The following is a 16,702-nucleotide window of genomic DNA, read 5'->3' on the forward strand; positions in this document are numbered from 1 at the left end:
CCCGCCACCCCGCCGACGGCCGGCACGGCGGCCCGGGGTCCCGGCCGGTACTCCGCCCGCAGCGCGCTGGTCTCGGCGCTGCTGGTCGCCGCGATGGCCGGGGCGGGCGTCTCGGCGGCGGCACTGCTGATGCGCGGCGGCGGCAACGGCGGCGGAAACAGCGGTGACACACCGACGGCTTCGGCGCCCCGGACAGCGGTGAGCACGTCGGCGAGCACCGCGCCCCGGTCGTCCGCGCCGTCGCCGTCGGCCGCTTCGCCGACCACCCCCGTTTCCACGGTCACCGTCACCCGGCCCGCCCCGCCCGCCGCCGACGGCCCCACCGTGCCCTCGGGCTACCACCTGGTCCGGGACCCGGCCGGCTTCACCCTCGCCGTACCGGACGGCTTCATCCGCAAGCCGCAGGGCGAGCGCGTCCTCTACCTGTCGCCGGGGGAAACCTTCCGCATCGGCATCAAGATCGCCGAGCCGGTGGACGGCGGCCCGCTCGCGGTGATGCGCCGCGCGGACGCCGCCGGACCGGTCGACAACCCCGGCTACCACGACGGCCGGGTCACCGGCACCACGCACCACGGACACCCCGCCGCCCTGTGGGAGTTCACCTGGGACGGCTTCAGCGCGGCGGAGGGCCCGCGGCACACCTACGACCTGTGCTGGGAGCAGGACGGGCAGATGTACGACGTGTGGGTGTCGGCGCCGGTCGGCGACCTGCGCGAGGCCAAGGAGCACTTCGACGTCGCGGTCGGTACTTTCACGCCCGGGTAGGGCCCAGGTCACGGGTCGGTGACCGCATGACCCCCTCAGTGGAGTCGACGGCGGGGGTCGCGATATGGATGGACCCATGAGCAACCACGGGGCTGCCCACTACGGGGCCGACGATCCGACGAGTTTCGCCTTGCAACCGCCGAATCCGCCGGGAGCGGTACCCCACCCGCACAACCCGTACGCCATGCCCGCACAGAACAGCGGCGACGGGCAGCCACAGGACCCAGGCGTCGGGCGGCTGATCGACGGGCGCTACCGGTTGCTCTCCAAGCTCGGCCACGGCGGCATGGGAACCGTGTGGCGTGCCAAGGACGAGACGGTGGACCGCGAGGTCGCCGTCAAGGAGCCCCGCATTCCCGACCACCTTCCCGAACGGGAACGCGCCAACGCCTTCGAGCGGATGCGCCGCGAGGCCCGCGCCGCTGCCCGGCTCGACCACCCCGCGGTCGTCAACGTCCACGATGTGGCCGTCGTCGACGGGCAGCCGTGGATCGTGATGGAGCTCGTGCAGGGCCGCTCGCTCGGCGCCGTCCTGCAGGAGGGCACGATGGACGCCCGCGAGGCGGCCCGGATGGGCCTCGCGGTGCTCGGCGCGCTCGAGGCCGCGCACGCGGCCGGCATCCTGCACCGGGACGTCAAACCGGACAACATCCTGCTCGGCAGGCACGACCGGATCGTCCTCACCGATTTCGGCATCGCCCAGATCGAGGGCGAGACCAACCTGACCGACACCGGCGGCTTCATCGGCTCCCCCGAGTACATCGCGCCGGAGCGGGTGCTGGGACAGCGGCCCGGCCCGGCCTCCGACCTGTGGTCGCTGGGCGTGGTGCTGTACGCGGCCACGGAGGGCGTCTCCCCGTTCCGCCGCAGCAACACCCCGGCCACCCTCCAGTCGGTCCTCAACGCCACGCCCGCGCCGCCGGCCGCCGCGCAGGGCCCGCTCGCCGAGGTCATCAACGGCCTGCTGCACAAGGACCCGGCCCACCGGCCGGACGCCGCCCGGGTGCGCGCCATGCTGGAGGCCGCCGCCGCGCCGCCCGCGCCGGCGCCCACGCAGGTGGTGCGGTACGTCGACGGCAAGGGGCCTGCCCTCAGGCTCGGCCGCAACGCATGGCTCGGGCTCGGCGCCGCGGCCGTCGCGGTGGTGGTGACGGCGTACGTCCTGATCGCGCGCCCGTTCGCGGGGCCGCTGCCCGAGGGCTGGAAGACCCACCACGAGAAGGAGCTCGCCGCGACGCTCGCCGTGCCGAAGGACTACCAGAGGTGGGTGCCGGACCCGGAAAGGAGCAAGAAGCGCTACGTGCGCTACGCCGACTGGAGCGGCAGCATCTCCGTCAAGCTGAATCTGGTGAAGAAGTCCGATGACGACGGAGACAACATCAAGGATTCGGCCGCTGCCCAGATGTACCACGACAACGGCGCCTTCAAGGAGTCCGGCAACTACGACCTCGACATGCCCGAGAACCCGACGACCCACCCCAAGGAGTCGACATACCACGGCAAGCAGGCCGCCGAGAACACGGTCATCTACACCACCGACGACAGCGATGACCCGATGCCGCGCGAGCTGAGGTTCTTCTACTACAAGAACTCCGCGGGCGACCTGTACGTGCTCACCGTCGACTACCCCGGCAAGGGCGACTTCACCGAACGCGGCCGCGAGGTGGCGCAGACCGCCATCGCCAACCTGGACATCGACCGCCTGTGACAAGGCCCTGATCAGGGCCTTTGCTGCCAGTGATCACTGGCAGCCTGTGAGCACTCGGTGAATCCTCATTACCGACGGGTACACAAAGCCGCCGGTGCGGCATACCCTGCGCTCCATGACGGACGCGCAGGCCCCGGTGAAGACCGGCACGAATCCCCTGGCCCCCGCCCCCGCGGGGGTCCGCACCGCCGCCGACGTGGTGACGCCCGAGCTGGTCGCCCGGCTCACCAAGGGCGTCGTCGGGTCCGGCCGGACCGCCAACCACACGCCGTTCACCGGGAGGACCCTCGCCGACCTGCCCGAGTCCACCCCCGAGGACGTGGCCCTCGCCTTCGAACGGGCCCGCGCCGCGCAGGCCGTCTGGGCGCGGATCCCCGTACGGCGGCGCGCGGCCGTCCTGCTCCGCTTCCACGACCTGGTCCTGGAACGCCAGGCCGAGGTCCTCGACCTGATCCAGCTGGAGACCGGCAAGGCCCGCCTGCACGCGCACGAGGAGGTGCAGGCCGTCGCCGTGGCCGCCCGGCACTACGGCCGCCGCGCCGCCGCGTACCTGCGGCCCAAGCGGCACACCGGCGCCATCCCGGTCCTGACGAAGGTCACCGAACTGCGCCACCCGCGCGGTGTCGTCGGCCAGATCGCCCCCTGGAACTATCCCCTGGAGCTGTCGGTCGGCGACGCGCTTCCCGCCTTCGTCGCGGGCAACGCGGTGGTCATGAAGCCGGACACGGAGACCTGCCTCACCGCCCTGTGGGCCCGTGACCTGCTGATCGAGGCCGGGCTGCCCGCCGAGGTGTTCCAGGTGGTCATCGGCGACGGCCCGGTCGTCGGCCCGGAGGTCGTCCAGCACGCCGACTACGTCTCCTTCACCGGCTCCACCCGCACCGGCCGCGAGGTCGCCCAGGGCGCCGCCGCCCGCCTGGTCGGCGTCTCCCTCGAACTCGGCGGCAAGAACGCCATGCTGGTCCTGCAGGACGCCGACATCGAGAAGGCGGCGGCGGGAGCGGTCCGCGCCTGCTTCTCCTCCGCCGGCCAACTGTGCATCTCCATCGAGCGGCTGTACGTCCACGAGGCGATCGCGGACGCCTTCCTCGAACGCTTCGCCGCCCGTACCAGGGCGATGCGGCTCGGCACGTCGCTGGCGTACGGCGCCGACATGGGGTCCCTGGTCGGCGAGCGGCAGCTTCAGGCCGTCACGCGGCACGTGGAGGAGGCCGTCGCCAAGGGCGCCAAGGTGGTCGCGGGCGGTGTCGCCCGCCCGGACATCGGCCCCTACTTCTACGAGCCGACCATCCTCGACGGCGTCGAGGCCCCCATGTCCGTGTGCACCGAGGAGACCTTCGGCCCGGTCGTCTCCCTCTACCGCTTCACGACCGACGACGAGGCCGTCGAGCGCGCCAACTCCACGCCGTACGGCCTGAACGCGTCGGTCTGGACGAAGGACGCCCGCCGTGGCCGTGAGGTCGCCGCCCGGCTGCGTACCGGCACGGTGAACATCAACGAGGGCTACGCCCCCGCCTACGGCAGCGTCCAGTCGCCGATGGGCGGCATGAAGGACTCCGGCCTCGGCCGCCGGCACGGCTCCGAGGGCATCCTCAAGTACACCGAGGCCCAGACCCTCGCCCACCAGCGGCTGCTGCCCATGGCCCCGTCGCTCGGCATGGACGACGAGAAGTACGCGGCGTTCATGAGCCGCAGCCTGAGGCTGATGAAGGCGCTCCGCTTCCGCTAGACAGCACCCCGTTCAGGCAGCACCCCGTTCCCGATGAGGAGAGCACGTGTCTCAAGACGGCTACGACTACGACGTCATCGTCGTGGGCTCCGGATTCGGCGGCTCCGTCAGCGCACTCCGCCTGACGGAGAAGGGCTACCGGGTGGGCGTGCTGGAAGCCGGCCGCCGCTTCACCCGCGAGAGCCTGCCGAAGAACTCCTGGGACCTGAAGAACTACCTGTGGGCCCCGAAGCTCGGCATGTACGGCATCCAGCGCATCCACCTGCTCGGCAACGTCATGGTGCTGGCCGGCGCGGGCGTCGGCGGCGGCTCCCTCAACTACGCCAACACCCTCTACGTACCGCCGAAGGCCTTCTTCGACGACCCCCAGTGGCGGGACATCACCGACTGGCAGGAGGAGCTGAAGCCGTACTACGACCAGGCCCAGCGCATGCTCGGCGTGCGGCTCAACCCGACGATGACCCCCTCCGACGTCCATCTGAAGGCGGCGGCGCAGCGGATGGGTGTCGGCGACACCTTCCACATGGCGCCGGTCGGGGTGTTCTTCGGCGACGGCAAGGACGCCGACGGCAAGGCGAGGGCGAAGGCGGGGGAGCGGGTCGCGGACCCCTACTTCGGCGGGGCGGGCCCCGACCGCAACGCCTGCACCGAGTGCGGCGAGTGCATGACGGGCTGCCGGCACGGCGCGAAGAACACGCTGAACGAGAACTACCTCCACCTCGCCGAGAAGGCCGGCGCGGTGGTCCACCCCATGACGACGGTCGTGTCGGTCACGGACGACTCGCGGGGCGGCTACGCGGTCGCCACACTCCCCACCGACAACAGGAAGAAGGGCGCGGGCCGCCTCTTCACGGCACGCAGGGTGGTCCTGGCGGCCGGGACGTACGGCACCCAGACGCTGCTGCACCGCATGAAGGCGAGCGGCCGGCTGCCGCACCTCTCGCCCCGGCTGGGCGAGCTGACCCGTACCAACTCCGAGGCGCTGGTGGGCGCCCAGACCGACAACCGGCGCTACCGCAAGGCGACCGGCAAGCCGAAGGCGGACTTCACGCGCGGAGTCGCCATCACGTCCTCCATCCACCCCGACGAGAACACCCACATCGAGCCGGTCCGCTACGGCAAGGGCTCCAACTCGATGGGCGGCCTGTCGATCCTGCAGGTCCCGTACGCCGAGGGCTCGTCCAGGGTCGCGGCCTGGCTGCGGAACGCGGCCCGCCATCCGGTGCTCGTCCTGCGTTCGCTGTCGAACCGCCGGTGGTCGGAGCGCACGATCATCGGCCTGGTGATGCAGTCCCTGGACAACTCCCTGACGACGTACCTGAAACCGGACGGCGTCGGCAAGGGCCTGCTCACCGCCCGCCAGGGCCACGGCTCGCCCAACCCCAAGCAGATCAGGGCCGCCACGGAGGGCGCCACCGCGCTCGCCGCCGAGATCAACGGCTTCGCCGGCTCCAACGTGGGCGAACTGATGGGCACCCCGCTCACCGCGCACTTCCTCGGCGGCTGCCCGATCGGCGCCTCCCGCGAGACGGGCGTCATCGACCCGTACCACCGCCTCTACGGCCACCCCGGCATCTCGGTCGTGGACGGCGCGGCGGTCTCGGCGAACCTGGGCGTGAACCCGTCCCTGACCATCACGGCCCAGGCCGAGCGGGCGATGTCGTACTGGCCCAACAAGGACGAGACCGACCCGCGCCCGCCGCAGGGAGCGGCGTACGAGCGTCTGAAGCCGGTGGAACCCCGGACCCCGGCGGTCCCGGCGGACGCCTTCGGCGCACTGCGGCTGCCGTTCCTGGGGATGCCTGCGGTGCCGCCGAAGAAGTGACCGGAGGGGGAACGCGGAGAAGAAGGCGCGGAGAAGAAGAGAAGGACCTGCGTCCCCCTCCTGACGCAGGTCCTTCTCTTCAGCTTCTTGCGCAGGGCTCCACGACACGTCGCGCAGAGCCCTGCGAGCCATGTGGCGCGTTACGCGGCCGCATCCGCCTTGCGACGGCGCACGACGAACAGCGCACCGGCACCGACGACGACAGCGAGACCGCCGACGAGGCCGATGGTCGGCACCATGGAGTTGGAGCCGGTCTCGGCGAGGCTGCCGGTGACCTGCTGGGTGTTGTTCTTGTTCGGCTTCTCGGTGGGAACCGGGAGCCTGCCGCCTTCCTGCGGCTTGGTTCCGTCCGTGTTGGTGCCGGCCTTGACGATCTGGAGGGTGTAGTGCGTCTGGTCGATGCCGACGCAGTTCTCCTCCTCGTCGAAGTAGAGGCCGCCGCCGATGGTCAGGCCCTCACCGATCGGCGCGTTGGCCTTGACGTTCACCCGGAGCTGGTAGTTGAGCGTCTGGCCGGCGCTGATGTCGGCGAGGTCGAGGAAGCCGAAGGAGTAGCCCTCGTCGTCCGTGATGTCGAACCAGGTGCCGTTGTACTTCACCTGGAGCTGGACCTGGCTGGCCTTGAACGCGTTCTCGGCGTCCGGGTCGCTGGGGCCGACACCCGCGTAGAAGAGGACGTCCTTGACGCCGGTCTTCGTCGGGTTCTTGACCGTGAGTGTGAAGGGGTGCCAGCCGCTGCCCACCGCGATCTTGCCGGGCAGGCCCTTGAGCTGGGCGTCCAGCTTGGACTTGTAGTCCGCGTTGTCGTCGCAGAACAGCGGCTCTTCTTCTTCCTCCTCCTCGGGGGATTTGGTCTCCTCCGGGGCGGAGGAGCTCGGCGCCGGCTTCTCGGGCGTCTCCTCGGGGGTCGACTTCTCGGGGGACTCGGTCGCCTCGGGGGACTCGGTGGTCTCGGGGGACTCGGTCGCCTCGGGGGACTCGGTGGCCTCGGGGGACTCGGTCACCTCAGGGGACTCGGTGGCCTCGGGGGACTCGGTCTCCTCAGCCCTGAGGCTGGAGTTCTGCGGGAGGTTCTCGGACGCGAACGCGGCCGGAGCCGACAGCAGCGCCAGGGGGGCTATCACGGCCGTCGCGGCGGCGGCTGCCATGGCACGGCGAAGTTTCATGCAGACCTCGGTAAGTCGGTGCGTACTGCGGCGACGCAGCACGAACGTTGGAGAGGCCTCCGCGTGTGGGGCCGCGGGTTGTGGCCTGGTTCTGCTGGTGTGACCGAGGAGGCGGATGAAAGGTTGCGCTGTCCCTGACAGAATTTTTATGTGGCATGAGTCACGCACGGCGGATCCATGGGCGGACCGGCCCGCCGGCCGGCCCCGGGCGTCCCCGGAGCCGACCGTCATCCGAGTGACCGGGCTGCTGTCCCCTGCCGTCCGCTCACTTCCCTGGAGCGAGGTCCCACGGCGCGCGGCGTGATCCGCACGCCTCGTCGCTCCGGAGAGCCACACGTGCTTCTTTCGGGCCCGCCCCTGGCCGGCACGGGCACCGAGGACAACTAGACCGAGAACAACAAGGCGGCGTACTCGGCGGTCACGCGCCGTACGGGTGAGACCCGGGCCGGGTTCAGGCCCTGCCGCGGCACAGTTCCAGCAGGGTCATCGCCAGGGTCGTGCCCGGCTTGCCCAGGGCTTCCCTGTAGTGGCCGAGGATCTCCATCTCGCGGGAGAGGTTCACGCGCCGGCCGCCGGAGGCGATCCGGGCCTCCTGGATGACGGCGGAGACGGCCATGCGTTCCTGGATCAGGCCGATGATCCGGTCGTCGAGCGCGTCGATGCGCTCCCGGGCACCGGTGATCACGTTCGCGGCCTCGTCGGTGCGGGCGACATCCGCAGCAGTAGCTGCTGATGTCTTCGTCTCAGCTGCGGTGACGGTCATCTCGGGGGCTCCTCACTGGGTGGGTGGGGTGCCCCGGAACGGCAAGGACCGGAGAAACGACAGGCGCCCCGGACCTTGTCGGCCCGGGGCGCCTGGGAAGTCGCTTGACGTTGGCTCAAGCAGCACGACCATGGCAGCCGGCGGGCCGGGTGCCATAGGTAAAGAGGAAGGTCGAGTGCGCGAGCATGGGTCCAGTATGCCACGGCGCCTTTCGTCCCGCCGAGTCGGGTGGTGGGTGGGCATAGGCTGGGGGTCTGGGGCGGAGCCCCCAGGGACGGCACCTGACCCACGGCGCCCCGTTAGAATCGGTGGCTACAGACCCCGCCCAACCGCCGGAAGGCACCCCGTGTCATCAGCGATCCCCGCTGCCACCGCCCCCGACACCGTTCTGGTCGTCGACTTCGGCGCGCAGTACGCCCAGCTCATCGCCCGTCGGGTCCGCGAGGCCCGGGTCTACAGCGAGATCGTGCCGAGCACCATGCCGGTGAAGGACATGCTCGCCAGGAACCCGGCGGCGATCATCCTCTCCGGCGGACCCTCCTCGGTGTACGAAGAGGGCGCCCCCCGCCTCGACCGCGAGATCTTCGAGTCCGGCGTCCCGGTCCTCGGCATGTGCTACGGCTTCCAGCTGATGGCCCAGACCCTCGGCGGAACCGTGGACAACACCGGCGCCCGCGAGTACGGCCGTACCGAGCTGACCGTCTCCAAGCCCTCCTCCACCCTCTTCGAGGGCACCCCGGCCGAGCAGGCCGTGTGGATGTCGCACGGCGACGCCTGCTCCGCCGCCCCCGAAGGCTTCTCCGTCACGGCCTCCACGGACGTCGTCCCGGTCGCCGCGTTCGAGAACGACGAGAAGAAGCTGTACGGCGTCCAGTACCACCCCGAGGTCCTGCACTCCACGTACGGCCAGCAGGTACTGGAGCACTTCCTGTACCGCGGCGCGGGCCTCAAGCCGGACTGGACCACGGGCAACGTCATCGGGGAGCAGGTCGCCGCGATCCGCGAACTGGTCGGCGACAGGCGGGCGATCTGCGGACTGTCCGGCGGCGTGGACTCGGCGGTCGCCGCCGCCCTCGTCCAGAAGGCCATCGGCTCCCAGCTGACCTGCGTGTACGTCGACCACGGCCTGATGCGGAAGGGTGAGACCGAGCAGGTCGAGAAGGACTTCGTGGCCGCGACCGGCGTCCAGCTGAAGGTCGTCGACGCCGAGGAGCGCTTCCTCACCGCGCTCAAGGGGGTCACCGACCCCGAGGAGAAGCGGAAGATCATCGGCCGCGAGTTCATCCGGGTCTTCGAGCAGGCCCAGGCGGAGATCGTCGCGGACGAGGGTCCGGCGGTGGAGTTCCTGGTCCAGGGCACGCTCTACCCGGACGTGGTCGAGTCCGGCGGCGGCACCGGCACCGCCAACATCAAGTCGCACCACAATGTGGGCGGCCTGCCCGAGGACCTCGAGTTCAAGCTGATCGAGCCGCTGCGCCAGCTGTTCAAGGACGAGGTCCGCATGGTCGGCCAGGAGCTCGGCCTGCCGGAGGAGATCGTCCATCGCCAGCCGTTCCCGGGCCCCGGCCTGGGCATCCGGATCGTCGGCGAGGTCACCAAGGAACGCCTGGACCTGCTGCGCGAGGCCGACGCCATCGCCCGCGAGGAGCTGACGGCGGCAGGCCTGGACCGGGACATCTGGCAGTGCCCGGTGGTGCTGCTCGCGGACGTACGGTCCGTCGGCGTCCAGGGCGACGGCCGCACCTACGGCCACCCGGTCGTGCTGCGCCCGGTCTCCTCCGAGGACGCCATGACCGCCGACTGGTCTCGTCTGCCGTACGACGTGCTCGCGAAGATCTCCACCCGGATCACCAACGAGGTCCGGGACGTCAACCGGGTCGTGCTCGACGTGACCTCGAAGCCCCCGGGGACGATCGAGTGGGAGTGACCCCCTCTTTCGAGGAGCTCGTTTAAGCGGCTGAGGGGCCAAGGGGCTCAGGTCCGCCTGAGAGTGCGCACCGGCTCTCCGGGCCTCCAGACCTGGACGACCAGATACGTGTCGTCCTCCACGTAGGTCCGTACGACCTCCGTCAACTCGGTGCGGAAGAGGTGGAACGGCTGCGGCGGGTCCACCTCTTTCACGTATGCCCCCTTCGCCTCGGGGTCCTCCACCTCGACCGCCCGCCCGGCGACCCGTACGTCACCGCCGGCCATCGTGGTGTCCGGCCCCGGATTCGCCTGCAGCGCGAACCTCGGATCCCGGCGCAGGTCGAGCGCCTTGAGCGAGCCCGGCATCATGCCGAGCCACAGTTCGCCGTGCAGGAAACGCACCTCCAGGCCGGTGGTGCGGGGGGATCCGTCCTTGCGCAGGGTCGCGAGAACGTGGTGCGTGAACACCCCGAAGCGCTGCTCGACGGCCGTGGCCAGAACGGGTTCCATCGCGGCAAAGGCCGCCCAGTTGGTTGCTGTGCCATGGGTTGCCGTGCCATGGGTTGCCGTGTCGTTGGTTGCCATGCGGTGAGTCTCGCGCCGATACCCGACACCTTCCGTCGAGATTTCGCGGAGCCGGGTCAACGCGGCGGTTCCGGCTTCACCCGCGCTGACCGGGCCGGACCGGACCTGGCGGCCGAGGGCGGGGTGGCATAGGGCACAATTCGCTGACGGCGTAGGGGTGTTGTCCGCGGACTGGCTGCGGGCTGACGGAGAAGGCGGGCATCGGGCGTGGCGGTGCAGGAAGCGAGAGACGGTGCGGCGGCTGCCCATGGGGGCGGCTGCACTTGTGGGGACTGCCCGCACGGGGCGCGTGCGGGACACCGGCGGGCCGTCGCCGAATTCCTCCTGAAACGGGACGAGTTCGCCGCCGGCCAGGGCCTGCCGGCGGCCGTGGCCCACTCGGCGTCGGCCTCCCGGCAGTGGGTCTCGGCGGAGTTGACCCAGTCGGCGGAACTCGTCGCCGAACGCGGCCGGGCCGAGGGACAGGCCTGGCTGGCCCGGCTGTGGCGCTGGACGGCGTACGCGGTGTGGGCGGCGGTCGTGCTGCTGCTTCTGGCGCAGGCGCTGACGGCCGTCGGCGCGGGCTGGAGCACCGCGCGGACGGCGGGACTGTTCGCGGCGGTCGTGGTGGGCGGTGCGCTGACCGCCGCCTCCTGGTTCCACCGGGCGCGCGGCGGGGCACTGGCCCCGGTCATCGGCGAGGACAACCGGCTGTCCACCTCGCGGGCGGTCGCCGCCGGGTGGGTGCTGTTCGTGGCGTACGCGGTGCTGGTCCTGGCGGGCCGACTGGCGGCAGCCTCGGACCACACGGAGCGCGACGCGCTGATCTCCGGGCTGGAACTGGCCCGGGGCGCCGGTGTGGTCACCGTGCTCGCCGTGGTGTGCGGGATCGCGGTCCTGGTGCGGCGGGTCGTCGGGCTGCGGGTGCAGGAGCAGCGGCTGCAGAAGGTGCGGGCGGACCGGCCGCGCGCGGCCGACCTGCTGACCGACGACGCGGGGCGGGGAACGTTCGCGGACATCCAGTACGTCGTGATCAGTGCCGTGGCCCTGGTGTTCGCGGCGGTGCGGCTGGCCCGGCGCCCCGACCAGTTGCCCGACCTGCCGTGGGGACTTGCGGTGGTGGTGCTGGTCTCGGCGGCGACCTACCTGGCGGGCAAGTACGCCGAGGGCGGGCGGCCGGTCGTCCTGTCGGTGGTCCGGGCCCGGGAGGCCGGTGACCTGGACGCGCCGATCCGCACCGGCGACGACATCGAGATCCGCGGCGCGGGCTTCGTCCCGCCCGGCGCGCAGGGGGCCGACCGGCTGGCACGGATGGTGGTCCGCATCGGCGCGGTCAACGTCCACGTGCCCCTGGTCCCGGTCACGGGCGGCTTCAGCAACCCCACGGACACGGCACTGACCGTGCCCGTCCCGGCGGAGGTGGAGCCGGGCCAGGTCGAGGTGCAGGTGGTGACGGCGGCGGGCGTGGAGACGAACCGGTACACGATCGACGTCATGGAGTGACGGCACGGAACGACGACACTTCCACCGCCCGGTGGATCGGACACCTCACGACAGACGGCCCGAAGTCACGCGGAAGCCGGAAAAACAGCTCTGTGGGGTTGAGCGGGTCCTGTCTTACATACGTATGGTCTCGTAAGGGGCACACCACGTAACGGCACAGCGGTGAGAGGCGGCTGGTAGTGATGACTCACAGTGTTCGCACGGATGCGCATATTGCGTATGCCGACCGGCGTGGAAACTGGCGCGACACCGCCACCCACTATGCCCTCCTCCCTCTCCGCGTCTTCCTGGGCATCACCTTCCTCTACGCCGGCCTCGACAAGCTCACCGACAGCGGCTTCATGCGGGACACAGGCCCTGGGGCGATCGGCGACACGATGCGCGCGGTCCGCGACTCCTCCGCCATCCCCGCCCTGGTCGACCTGGCCCTGAAGAACCCGGTCGGCTTCGGCTACGGCATCTCCCTCGCCGAACTGGCCGTCGGCCTCGGCATCCTCGTCGGCCTCCTCGGCCGTCTGGCCGCACTCGGCGGCGCGCTGATCTCCCTCAGCCTGTGGCTCACGGTCAGCTGGGCCAGCACCCCCTACTACTACGGCAACGACCTCGCCTACCTGATGGCCTGGCTGCCCCTCGTCCTCGCCGGCGCCCCGATGCTCTCCCTCGACGCCGCGTTGCGAGCGCGGCGTCGGCGACGGGTGGGGGAGTACGGGTAGCCGTCCGAGTCGCTCAGCCGGTCCCTTCCGCCGTCCCGGCCGGGTCGACGGTCGTGCGGCAGCCCCGGCGCCCGCGTATGGCCTTGGCCATGACTCCCACCGCGCCCGCCAGGCACAGGCCACCCACGACCAGGGGTATCACCAGGAACCACGGGGCCTTCCAGGCGCCACCCGCGTCTCCGGCGTAGACCACGCCCGCGCCGGTGAGGAAGACGCCGGCCACCAGCCTCCCGGGCTGGAACTCATGACGCAGCACGGCTCACCTCCGCCTGTCCCAGACCGACCTGGAGCTCGAGGTCCAGTGTCCCGGCGCCGCCCTTGCCGCCGGCCGTGGGGGGCAGCGTCACCTTCTGGTGCCGGCCCGGAGCCACGTCCACGTCCTGTGAGTTGTCCCCCGGCAGCTGGATGTCGCCGACCCCCACGTCGATGGTCGCCCGCACGGTCACGCCCGGCGGCACGATCACCCTCAGCCGGCCAACTCCCACCTGTGCCGTCGTCGTCACTGTCTCTCCCTTGCCGGGGCGTATCCGGGTCAGGTCGAGGGTGCCCTCCCCGGTACCGAGGTTGTACTTGCCCTGGACGTCCGCCGTCGCGGCAGGCTGCCACGTCCGGTGGGCCCAGTGCGTACTGATGTCCTTCGGAAGTGCCGCGGAGACGGCGAGCAGGGCCGCGGTGACCAGTGCCAGCAGTATCGAACCGGCGCCCGTCCGCCCCAGGAAGGCGCTCACCGCTATGCCCAGGCCGAACACGGCGAGCGCACAGGCCAGGCCGGTCTGCAGGCTGGTGCCCAGCGCATGGTCGTGCCAGGTCAGCCCGGTGCCGAGACCGCCGGCGAGCAGAGCCAGCAGGAAGACCCAGCCGCCGATCCCGCGCGGGCCGCGTGGACGGAGCGGCTTGGCGTACGTCGGACGTATGTCCTCGCTCTCGCGGAGGCCGAGGCCGATGTTGACGGCCGCGGTGACGTCCCGGTCCCGTGAGTCCGGCGGACCCCACAGGTAGCCCGTGCCGCCGACGTGGGTGCCGTCCTTGACGATCGGGTCGCGCCACCAGGAGGGGTGGGCGGCGGGCACCGGCGGCGCCTGCGGCTCCGGCGGGGCGTCGGCGACGGCCTGGGCGGCCAGGGGGTCGGGGTCGGGGGCGCCGCGGTGCTGCGACCAGTAACCGGCCCCCGCGAGGAGCAGGGACAGTACGACGCCGAAGGTCAGCACACTGGCGTTGCCCAGCATCGACAGGAATGCCCCGCAGCCGATCAGCGCGAATATCACGGCCGCCAGCGCCTGGCCGTCCACCCGGCCGGTGAGGAGCTTGCGCACCTCGTTCTCGTCCTCGTCCTCGTACGGCACGAAGAGCCAGGCGAAGCCGTAGAAGATGAGGCCGATCCCGCCGGTGGCGGCGAGCACGGACAGCGTGATCCGGAAGATCACCGGGTCCATGTCGCACTGTCGGCCCAGCCCGGCACACACCCCCGCGATCATCCTGTGCCGGCGCTCCCGCCGGAACCTCACGGCACCCTGGGCACCCTCGGCGCCCTCCGCGCCGGTCTCGGCTCCCGGCCCCGCCCCGGCCCGGGCGTCCGGGTCCGGCCGCGGCTCGGTGGGAGTGCCCGGCTGTTCCGCCGCCCCCGTGGTGCCCGTCATGTCTTCCTCCCCGGTCGGGTGGGCCTCGCCGGCCGTGCCCGGCCGTTCGTCCGCTCGCCGCGCGCTCACCCGCTCGTGCGCACGCGGCTCCTCACCCGCACTCGCGCCGGGCACGGCGTCCCGCGGCCCGGCGCCCGGAGCCGGGCGGGGGCCGGAGCCGGGGTCCGAGCCCGTCGCGGCATGCCGGTGATTCGTCATGCGTCCATGGTGACGGGCGCGCCGCCGCCGCGGCAGCCGGGACGACCCTGGGCGAACCCTGATTCGCCCCTGAGCCGTGGCCGGGGATGCGTTCGACCGGTCCGCCGGGCCGCGACCGAGGGGCGTTGTCGAAGATCAGGGGTGTCTCGGGGACGGACCCTGATGCCCCGGCCCGGCCGGCCGTGTGACCATCAGTGGCATGCCGGAAGCCGCAGCAGTGCCCCTCGACGACCCGCGGCCGCCGCGCAAGCTCTACCGCAGCAGTGACGGACGCTGGCTGGGCGGAGTGGCGCGGGGCCTCGCCGGGCACCTCGGGCTGCCCGTGGTCTGGGTGCGGCTCGTCTTCGTCGGCCTGTTCATGGCCGACGGACTCGGCGCCCTGCTCTACGCGGCCTTCTGGTTCTTCGTGCCCCTGGGCGTGGGCGGCGTCGGCGGCCAGAAGCCGCCGTCCCTCGTCATCACGGAGGCCTCACCGGACGGCCGCCGCAGAATCGTGGCCCGCAAGCCGGACAAGGGCCAGATCATCGCCCTGCTCCTCATGGTCGTCGTCGCGATGGCCTTCGTCGGCAGCGTCAATCTGGGCAACGGCGCCAAGGCGTACCTCCTGCCCGCCGTCCTCGTCGCCGCGGGCGTCGCCCTGGTCTGGCGCCAGGCGGACAACGCACGCCGGGCCCGCTGGATGGAGGTGGGCCGCCGTCGCCGCACGCTCACGCTGCTGCGCGCCGGTGCGGGTGTCCTGCTGGTCACGGCCGGCGTCTCCGCCATCTTCGTGCTGCAGGGGTCCGCCGCCCACCTCGGCTCGGTCCTCCAGGCGGCCCTCGCGGTCCTCGTCGGTATAACCCTGCTCGCCGGGCCGTACCTCGTGCGCATGACCCAGGACCTCTCCGAAGAGCGGTTGATGCGCATCCGCGCCCAGGAGCGCGCCGAGGTCGCCGCCCATGTCCACGACTCGGTGCTGCACACCCTCACCCTGATCCAGCGCAACGCGGACAACGCGGGCGAGGTCCGCCGTCTCGCCCGGGCCCAGGAGCGCGACCTGCGCGCCTGGCTCTACAAGCCGGAGGGCAACGGCAAGGACGAGGCCGACGAACCGGCCACCCTCGCCGAAGCGGTCAAGCGCAACGCCGCCGAGGTCGAGGACAAGCACGGCGTCCCCATAGAGGTGGTCGTGGTCGGTGACTGCCCGCTCGATGAGCGGATCAGTGCCCAGATGCAGGCCGCGCGGGAAGCCATGGTGAACGCCGCCAAGTACGGTGGCGAGGGCGGCACCGTCCAGGTCTACGCCGAGGTCGAGGGCAGGGTGGTCTTCGTGTCCGTCCGGGACCGCGGACCCGGCTTCGACCTCGACGCGATACCCGCGGACCGGATGGGCGTCAGAGAATCGATCATCGGCCGTATGGAACGCAACGGGGGGACGGCCCGGCTGCGGACCGTGCCGGACGGCGGCACGGAGGTCGAGCTGGAGATGGAGAGGGCGGAGAACACGTGTTGAACGACCCGACCGAGACGAACAGTACGGCCGGAGCGGAGACGACGGGGGAGGGCGGGCGGCACGTGCGCGTGGTGCTCGTGGACGACCACCGCATGTTCCGCACCGGGGTCCAGGCCGAGATCGGCCAGACCGAGCAGACCGGCGTGGAGGTCGTCGGGGAGGCCGCGGACGTCGACCAGGCGGTCACGGTCATCACCGCGACCCGCCCCGAGGTGGTCCTGCTCGACGTCCACCTGCCCGGCGGCGGCGGAGTGGAAGTGCTGCGGCGCTGCGCCGCGCTGACGGCCGACACCGAGCGGCCCGTGCGCTTCCTCGCGCTGTCCGTGTCGGACGCGGCGGAGGACGTGATCGGCGTGATCCGCGGCGGAGCGCGCGGCTATGTGACCAAGACGATCACGGGTGCGGACCTCGTCGACTCGATCTTCCGGGTCCAGGAGGGCGACGCCGTCTTCTCCCCGCGTCTGGCCGGCTTCGTCCTCGACGCCTTCGCCTCCACGGACGCCCCGCCGGTCGACGAGGACCTCGACCGCCTCACCCAGCGTGAACGCGAGGTCCTGCGCCTCATCGCCCGCGGTTACGCCTACAAGGAGATCGCCAAGCAGCTCTTCATCTCCGTGAAGACGGTGGAGTCCCACGTCTCGGCGGTCCTGAGAAAGCTCCAGCTGTCCAACCGCCACGAACTGACCCGCTGGGCGACGGCACGCCGACTGGTGTGAGCTGGGCATCCGTCG

At 71.5% G+C, this 16,702-nt stretch carries 14 protein-coding genes; 9 read left to right on the forward strand and 5 right to left on the reverse strand.

All coding sequences use genetic code 11. The features are described 5' to 3' along the window. The 4 genes from DEP02_RS33765 to DEP02_RS31540 form a co-directional block, all read left to right on the forward strand. On the forward strand, positions 1 to 765 hold a 765-nt coding region (locus DEP02_RS33765), incomplete at its 5' end, for a serine/threonine kinase C-terminal domain-containing protein (RefSeq protein WP_500300209.1). A gap of 76 nt (positions 766 to 841) precedes the next feature. Further along, entirely contained in the window at positions 842 to 2,473 is a 1,632-nt protein-coding gene (locus DEP02_RS31530) for a serine/threonine-protein kinase (protein ID WP_112471088.1), read from the forward strand. Positions 2,474 to 2,588: 115 nt separating this feature from the next. Beyond that, on the forward strand, positions 2,589 to 4,202 hold the full coding sequence (locus tag DEP02_RS31535; protein WP_112471106.1) for a succinic semialdehyde dehydrogenase: 1,614 nt from the start codon (positions 2,589 to 2,591) through the stop codon (positions 4,200 to 4,202). A 46-nt stretch (positions 4,203 to 4,248) separates the two neighbouring features. Next, a complete protein-coding gene (locus tag DEP02_RS31540) occupies positions 4,249 to 6,027 on the forward strand; it encodes a GMC family oxidoreductase N-terminal domain-containing protein (protein WP_112471089.1) in 1,779 nt (592 codons plus the stop codon). Positions 6,028 to 6,167: 140 nt separating this feature from the next. Here DEP02_RS31540 and DEP02_RS31545 read toward each other — a convergent pair whose 3' ends face one another. Together DEP02_RS31545 and DEP02_RS31550 are read right to left on the reverse strand one after the other, a co-directional pair. Then, positions 6,168 to 7,193 carry an LPXTG cell wall anchor domain-containing protein gene (locus DEP02_RS31545; RefSeq protein WP_232839362.1) on the reverse strand — a complete coding sequence of 342 codons (1,026 nt, stop codon included), beginning with the start codon at positions 7,191 to 7,193 and terminating at the stop codon, positions 6,168 to 6,170. A 451-nt stretch (positions 7,194 to 7,644) separates the two neighbouring features. Next, positions 7,645 to 7,956: a chorismate mutase gene (locus DEP02_RS31550; RefSeq protein ID WP_112471091.1), complete on the reverse strand. Its 312-nt coding sequence runs from the start codon at positions 7,954 to 7,956 to the stop codon at positions 7,645 to 7,647. Positions 7,957 to 8,302: 346 nt separating this feature from the next. Here DEP02_RS31550 and guaA point away from each other — a divergent pair, with 346 nt between their 5' ends. Next, on the forward strand, positions 8,303 to 9,883 hold the full coding sequence (guaA, locus tag DEP02_RS31555; RefSeq protein ID WP_112471092.1) for a glutamine-hydrolyzing GMP synthase: 1,581 nt from the start codon (positions 8,303 to 8,305) through the stop codon (positions 9,881 to 9,883). 47 nt (positions 9,884 to 9,930) lie between these two features. On the opposite strand, the gene DEP02_RS31560 is transcribed toward guaA, so the two are convergent. Continuing rightward, positions 9,931 to 10,449, reverse strand: a complete 519-nt coding sequence (locus DEP02_RS31560) for a pyridoxamine 5'-phosphate oxidase family protein (RefSeq protein WP_112471093.1) — start codon at positions 10,447 to 10,449, stop codon at positions 9,931 to 9,933. A 207-nt stretch (positions 10,450 to 10,656) separates the two neighbouring features. On the opposite strand from DEP02_RS31560, the gene DEP02_RS31565 reads away from it, so the two are divergent. Both DEP02_RS31565 and DEP02_RS31570 read left to right on the forward strand, forming a co-directional pair. After that, positions 10,657 to 11,931, forward strand: a complete 1,275-nt coding sequence (locus DEP02_RS31565) for a hypothetical protein (protein ID WP_112471094.1) — start codon at positions 10,657 to 10,659, stop codon at positions 11,929 to 11,931. A 182-nt stretch (positions 11,932 to 12,113) separates the two neighbouring features. After that, positions 12,114 to 12,644 (forward strand): DoxX family membrane protein, encoded by a 531-nt coding sequence (locus tag DEP02_RS31570; protein WP_112471095.1) that lies wholly within the window; start codon positions 12,114 to 12,116, stop codon positions 12,642 to 12,644. Between the two features lie 13 nt (positions 12,645 to 12,657). Here DEP02_RS31570 and DEP02_RS31575 read toward each other — a convergent pair whose 3' ends face one another. Then, the gene (locus tag DEP02_RS31575) at positions 12,658 to 12,900 is read right to left on the reverse strand and encodes a hypothetical protein (RefSeq protein WP_112471096.1); all 243 of its coding nucleotides are present in this window, start codon (positions 12,898 to 12,900) and stop codon (positions 12,658 to 12,660) included. Further along, positions 12,887 to 14,479, reverse strand: a complete 1,593-nt coding sequence (locus DEP02_RS31580) for a PspC domain-containing protein (RefSeq protein ID WP_112471097.1) — start codon at positions 14,477 to 14,479, stop codon at positions 12,887 to 12,889. The genes DEP02_RS31575 and DEP02_RS31580 overlap by 14 nt, the downstream gene beginning before the upstream one ends. A gap of 199 nt (positions 14,480 to 14,678) precedes the next feature. Between DEP02_RS31580 and DEP02_RS31585 the strand changes: the two genes are divergently transcribed. Beyond that, positions 14,679 to 15,971, forward strand: a complete 1,293-nt coding sequence (locus DEP02_RS31585; RefSeq protein ID WP_112471107.1) for an ATP-binding protein — start codon at positions 14,679 to 14,681, stop codon at positions 15,969 to 15,971. Beyond that, on the forward strand, positions 15,968 to 16,687 hold the full coding sequence (locus DEP02_RS31590; protein ID WP_112471098.1) for a LuxR C-terminal-related transcriptional regulator: 720 nt from the start codon (positions 15,968 to 15,970) through the stop codon (positions 16,685 to 16,687). The genes DEP02_RS31585 and DEP02_RS31590 overlap by 4 nt, the downstream gene beginning before the upstream one ends. The last annotated feature ends 15 nt before the right edge of the window (positions 16,688 to 16,702 follow it).

It is taken from the genome of Streptomyces triticisoli, assembly GCF_003270085.1.
Lineage (GTDB): Bacteria > Actinomycetota > Actinomycetes > Streptomycetales > Streptomycetaceae > Streptomyces > Streptomyces triticisoli.

Bases quoted from the DNA above. Each gene is read 5' to 3' on its own strand.
- DEP02_RS31585 (WP_112471107.1), top strand. From the start codon at position 14,679: ATGCCGGAAGCCGCAGCAGTGCCCCTCGACGACCCGCGGCCGCCGCGC.
- DEP02_RS31530 (WP_112471088.1), top strand. From the start codon at position 842: ATGAGCAACCACGGGGCTGCCCACTACGGGGCCGACGATCCGACGAGT.
- DEP02_RS31560 (WP_112471093.1), bottom strand. From the start codon at position 10,449: ATGGCAACCAACGACACGGCAACCCATGGCACGGCAACCCATGGCACA.
- DEP02_RS31580 (WP_112471097.1), bottom strand. From the start codon at position 14,479: ATGACGAATCACCGGCATGCCGCGACGGGCTCGGACCCCGGCTCCGGC.
- DEP02_RS31570 (WP_112471095.1), top strand. From the start codon at position 12,114: ATGACTCACAGTGTTCGCACGGATGCGCATATTGCGTATGCCGACCGG.
- DEP02_RS31545 (WP_232839362.1), bottom strand. From the start codon at position 7,193: ATGAAACTTCGCCGTGCCATGGCAGCCGCCGCCGCGACGGCCGTGATA.
- DEP02_RS31535 (WP_112471106.1), top strand. From the start codon at position 2,589: ATGACGGACGCGCAGGCCCCGGTGAAGACCGGCACGAATCCCCTGGCC.
- DEP02_RS31550 (WP_112471091.1), bottom strand. From the start codon at position 7,956: ATGACCGTCACCGCAGCTGAGACGAAGACATCAGCAGCTACTGCTGCG.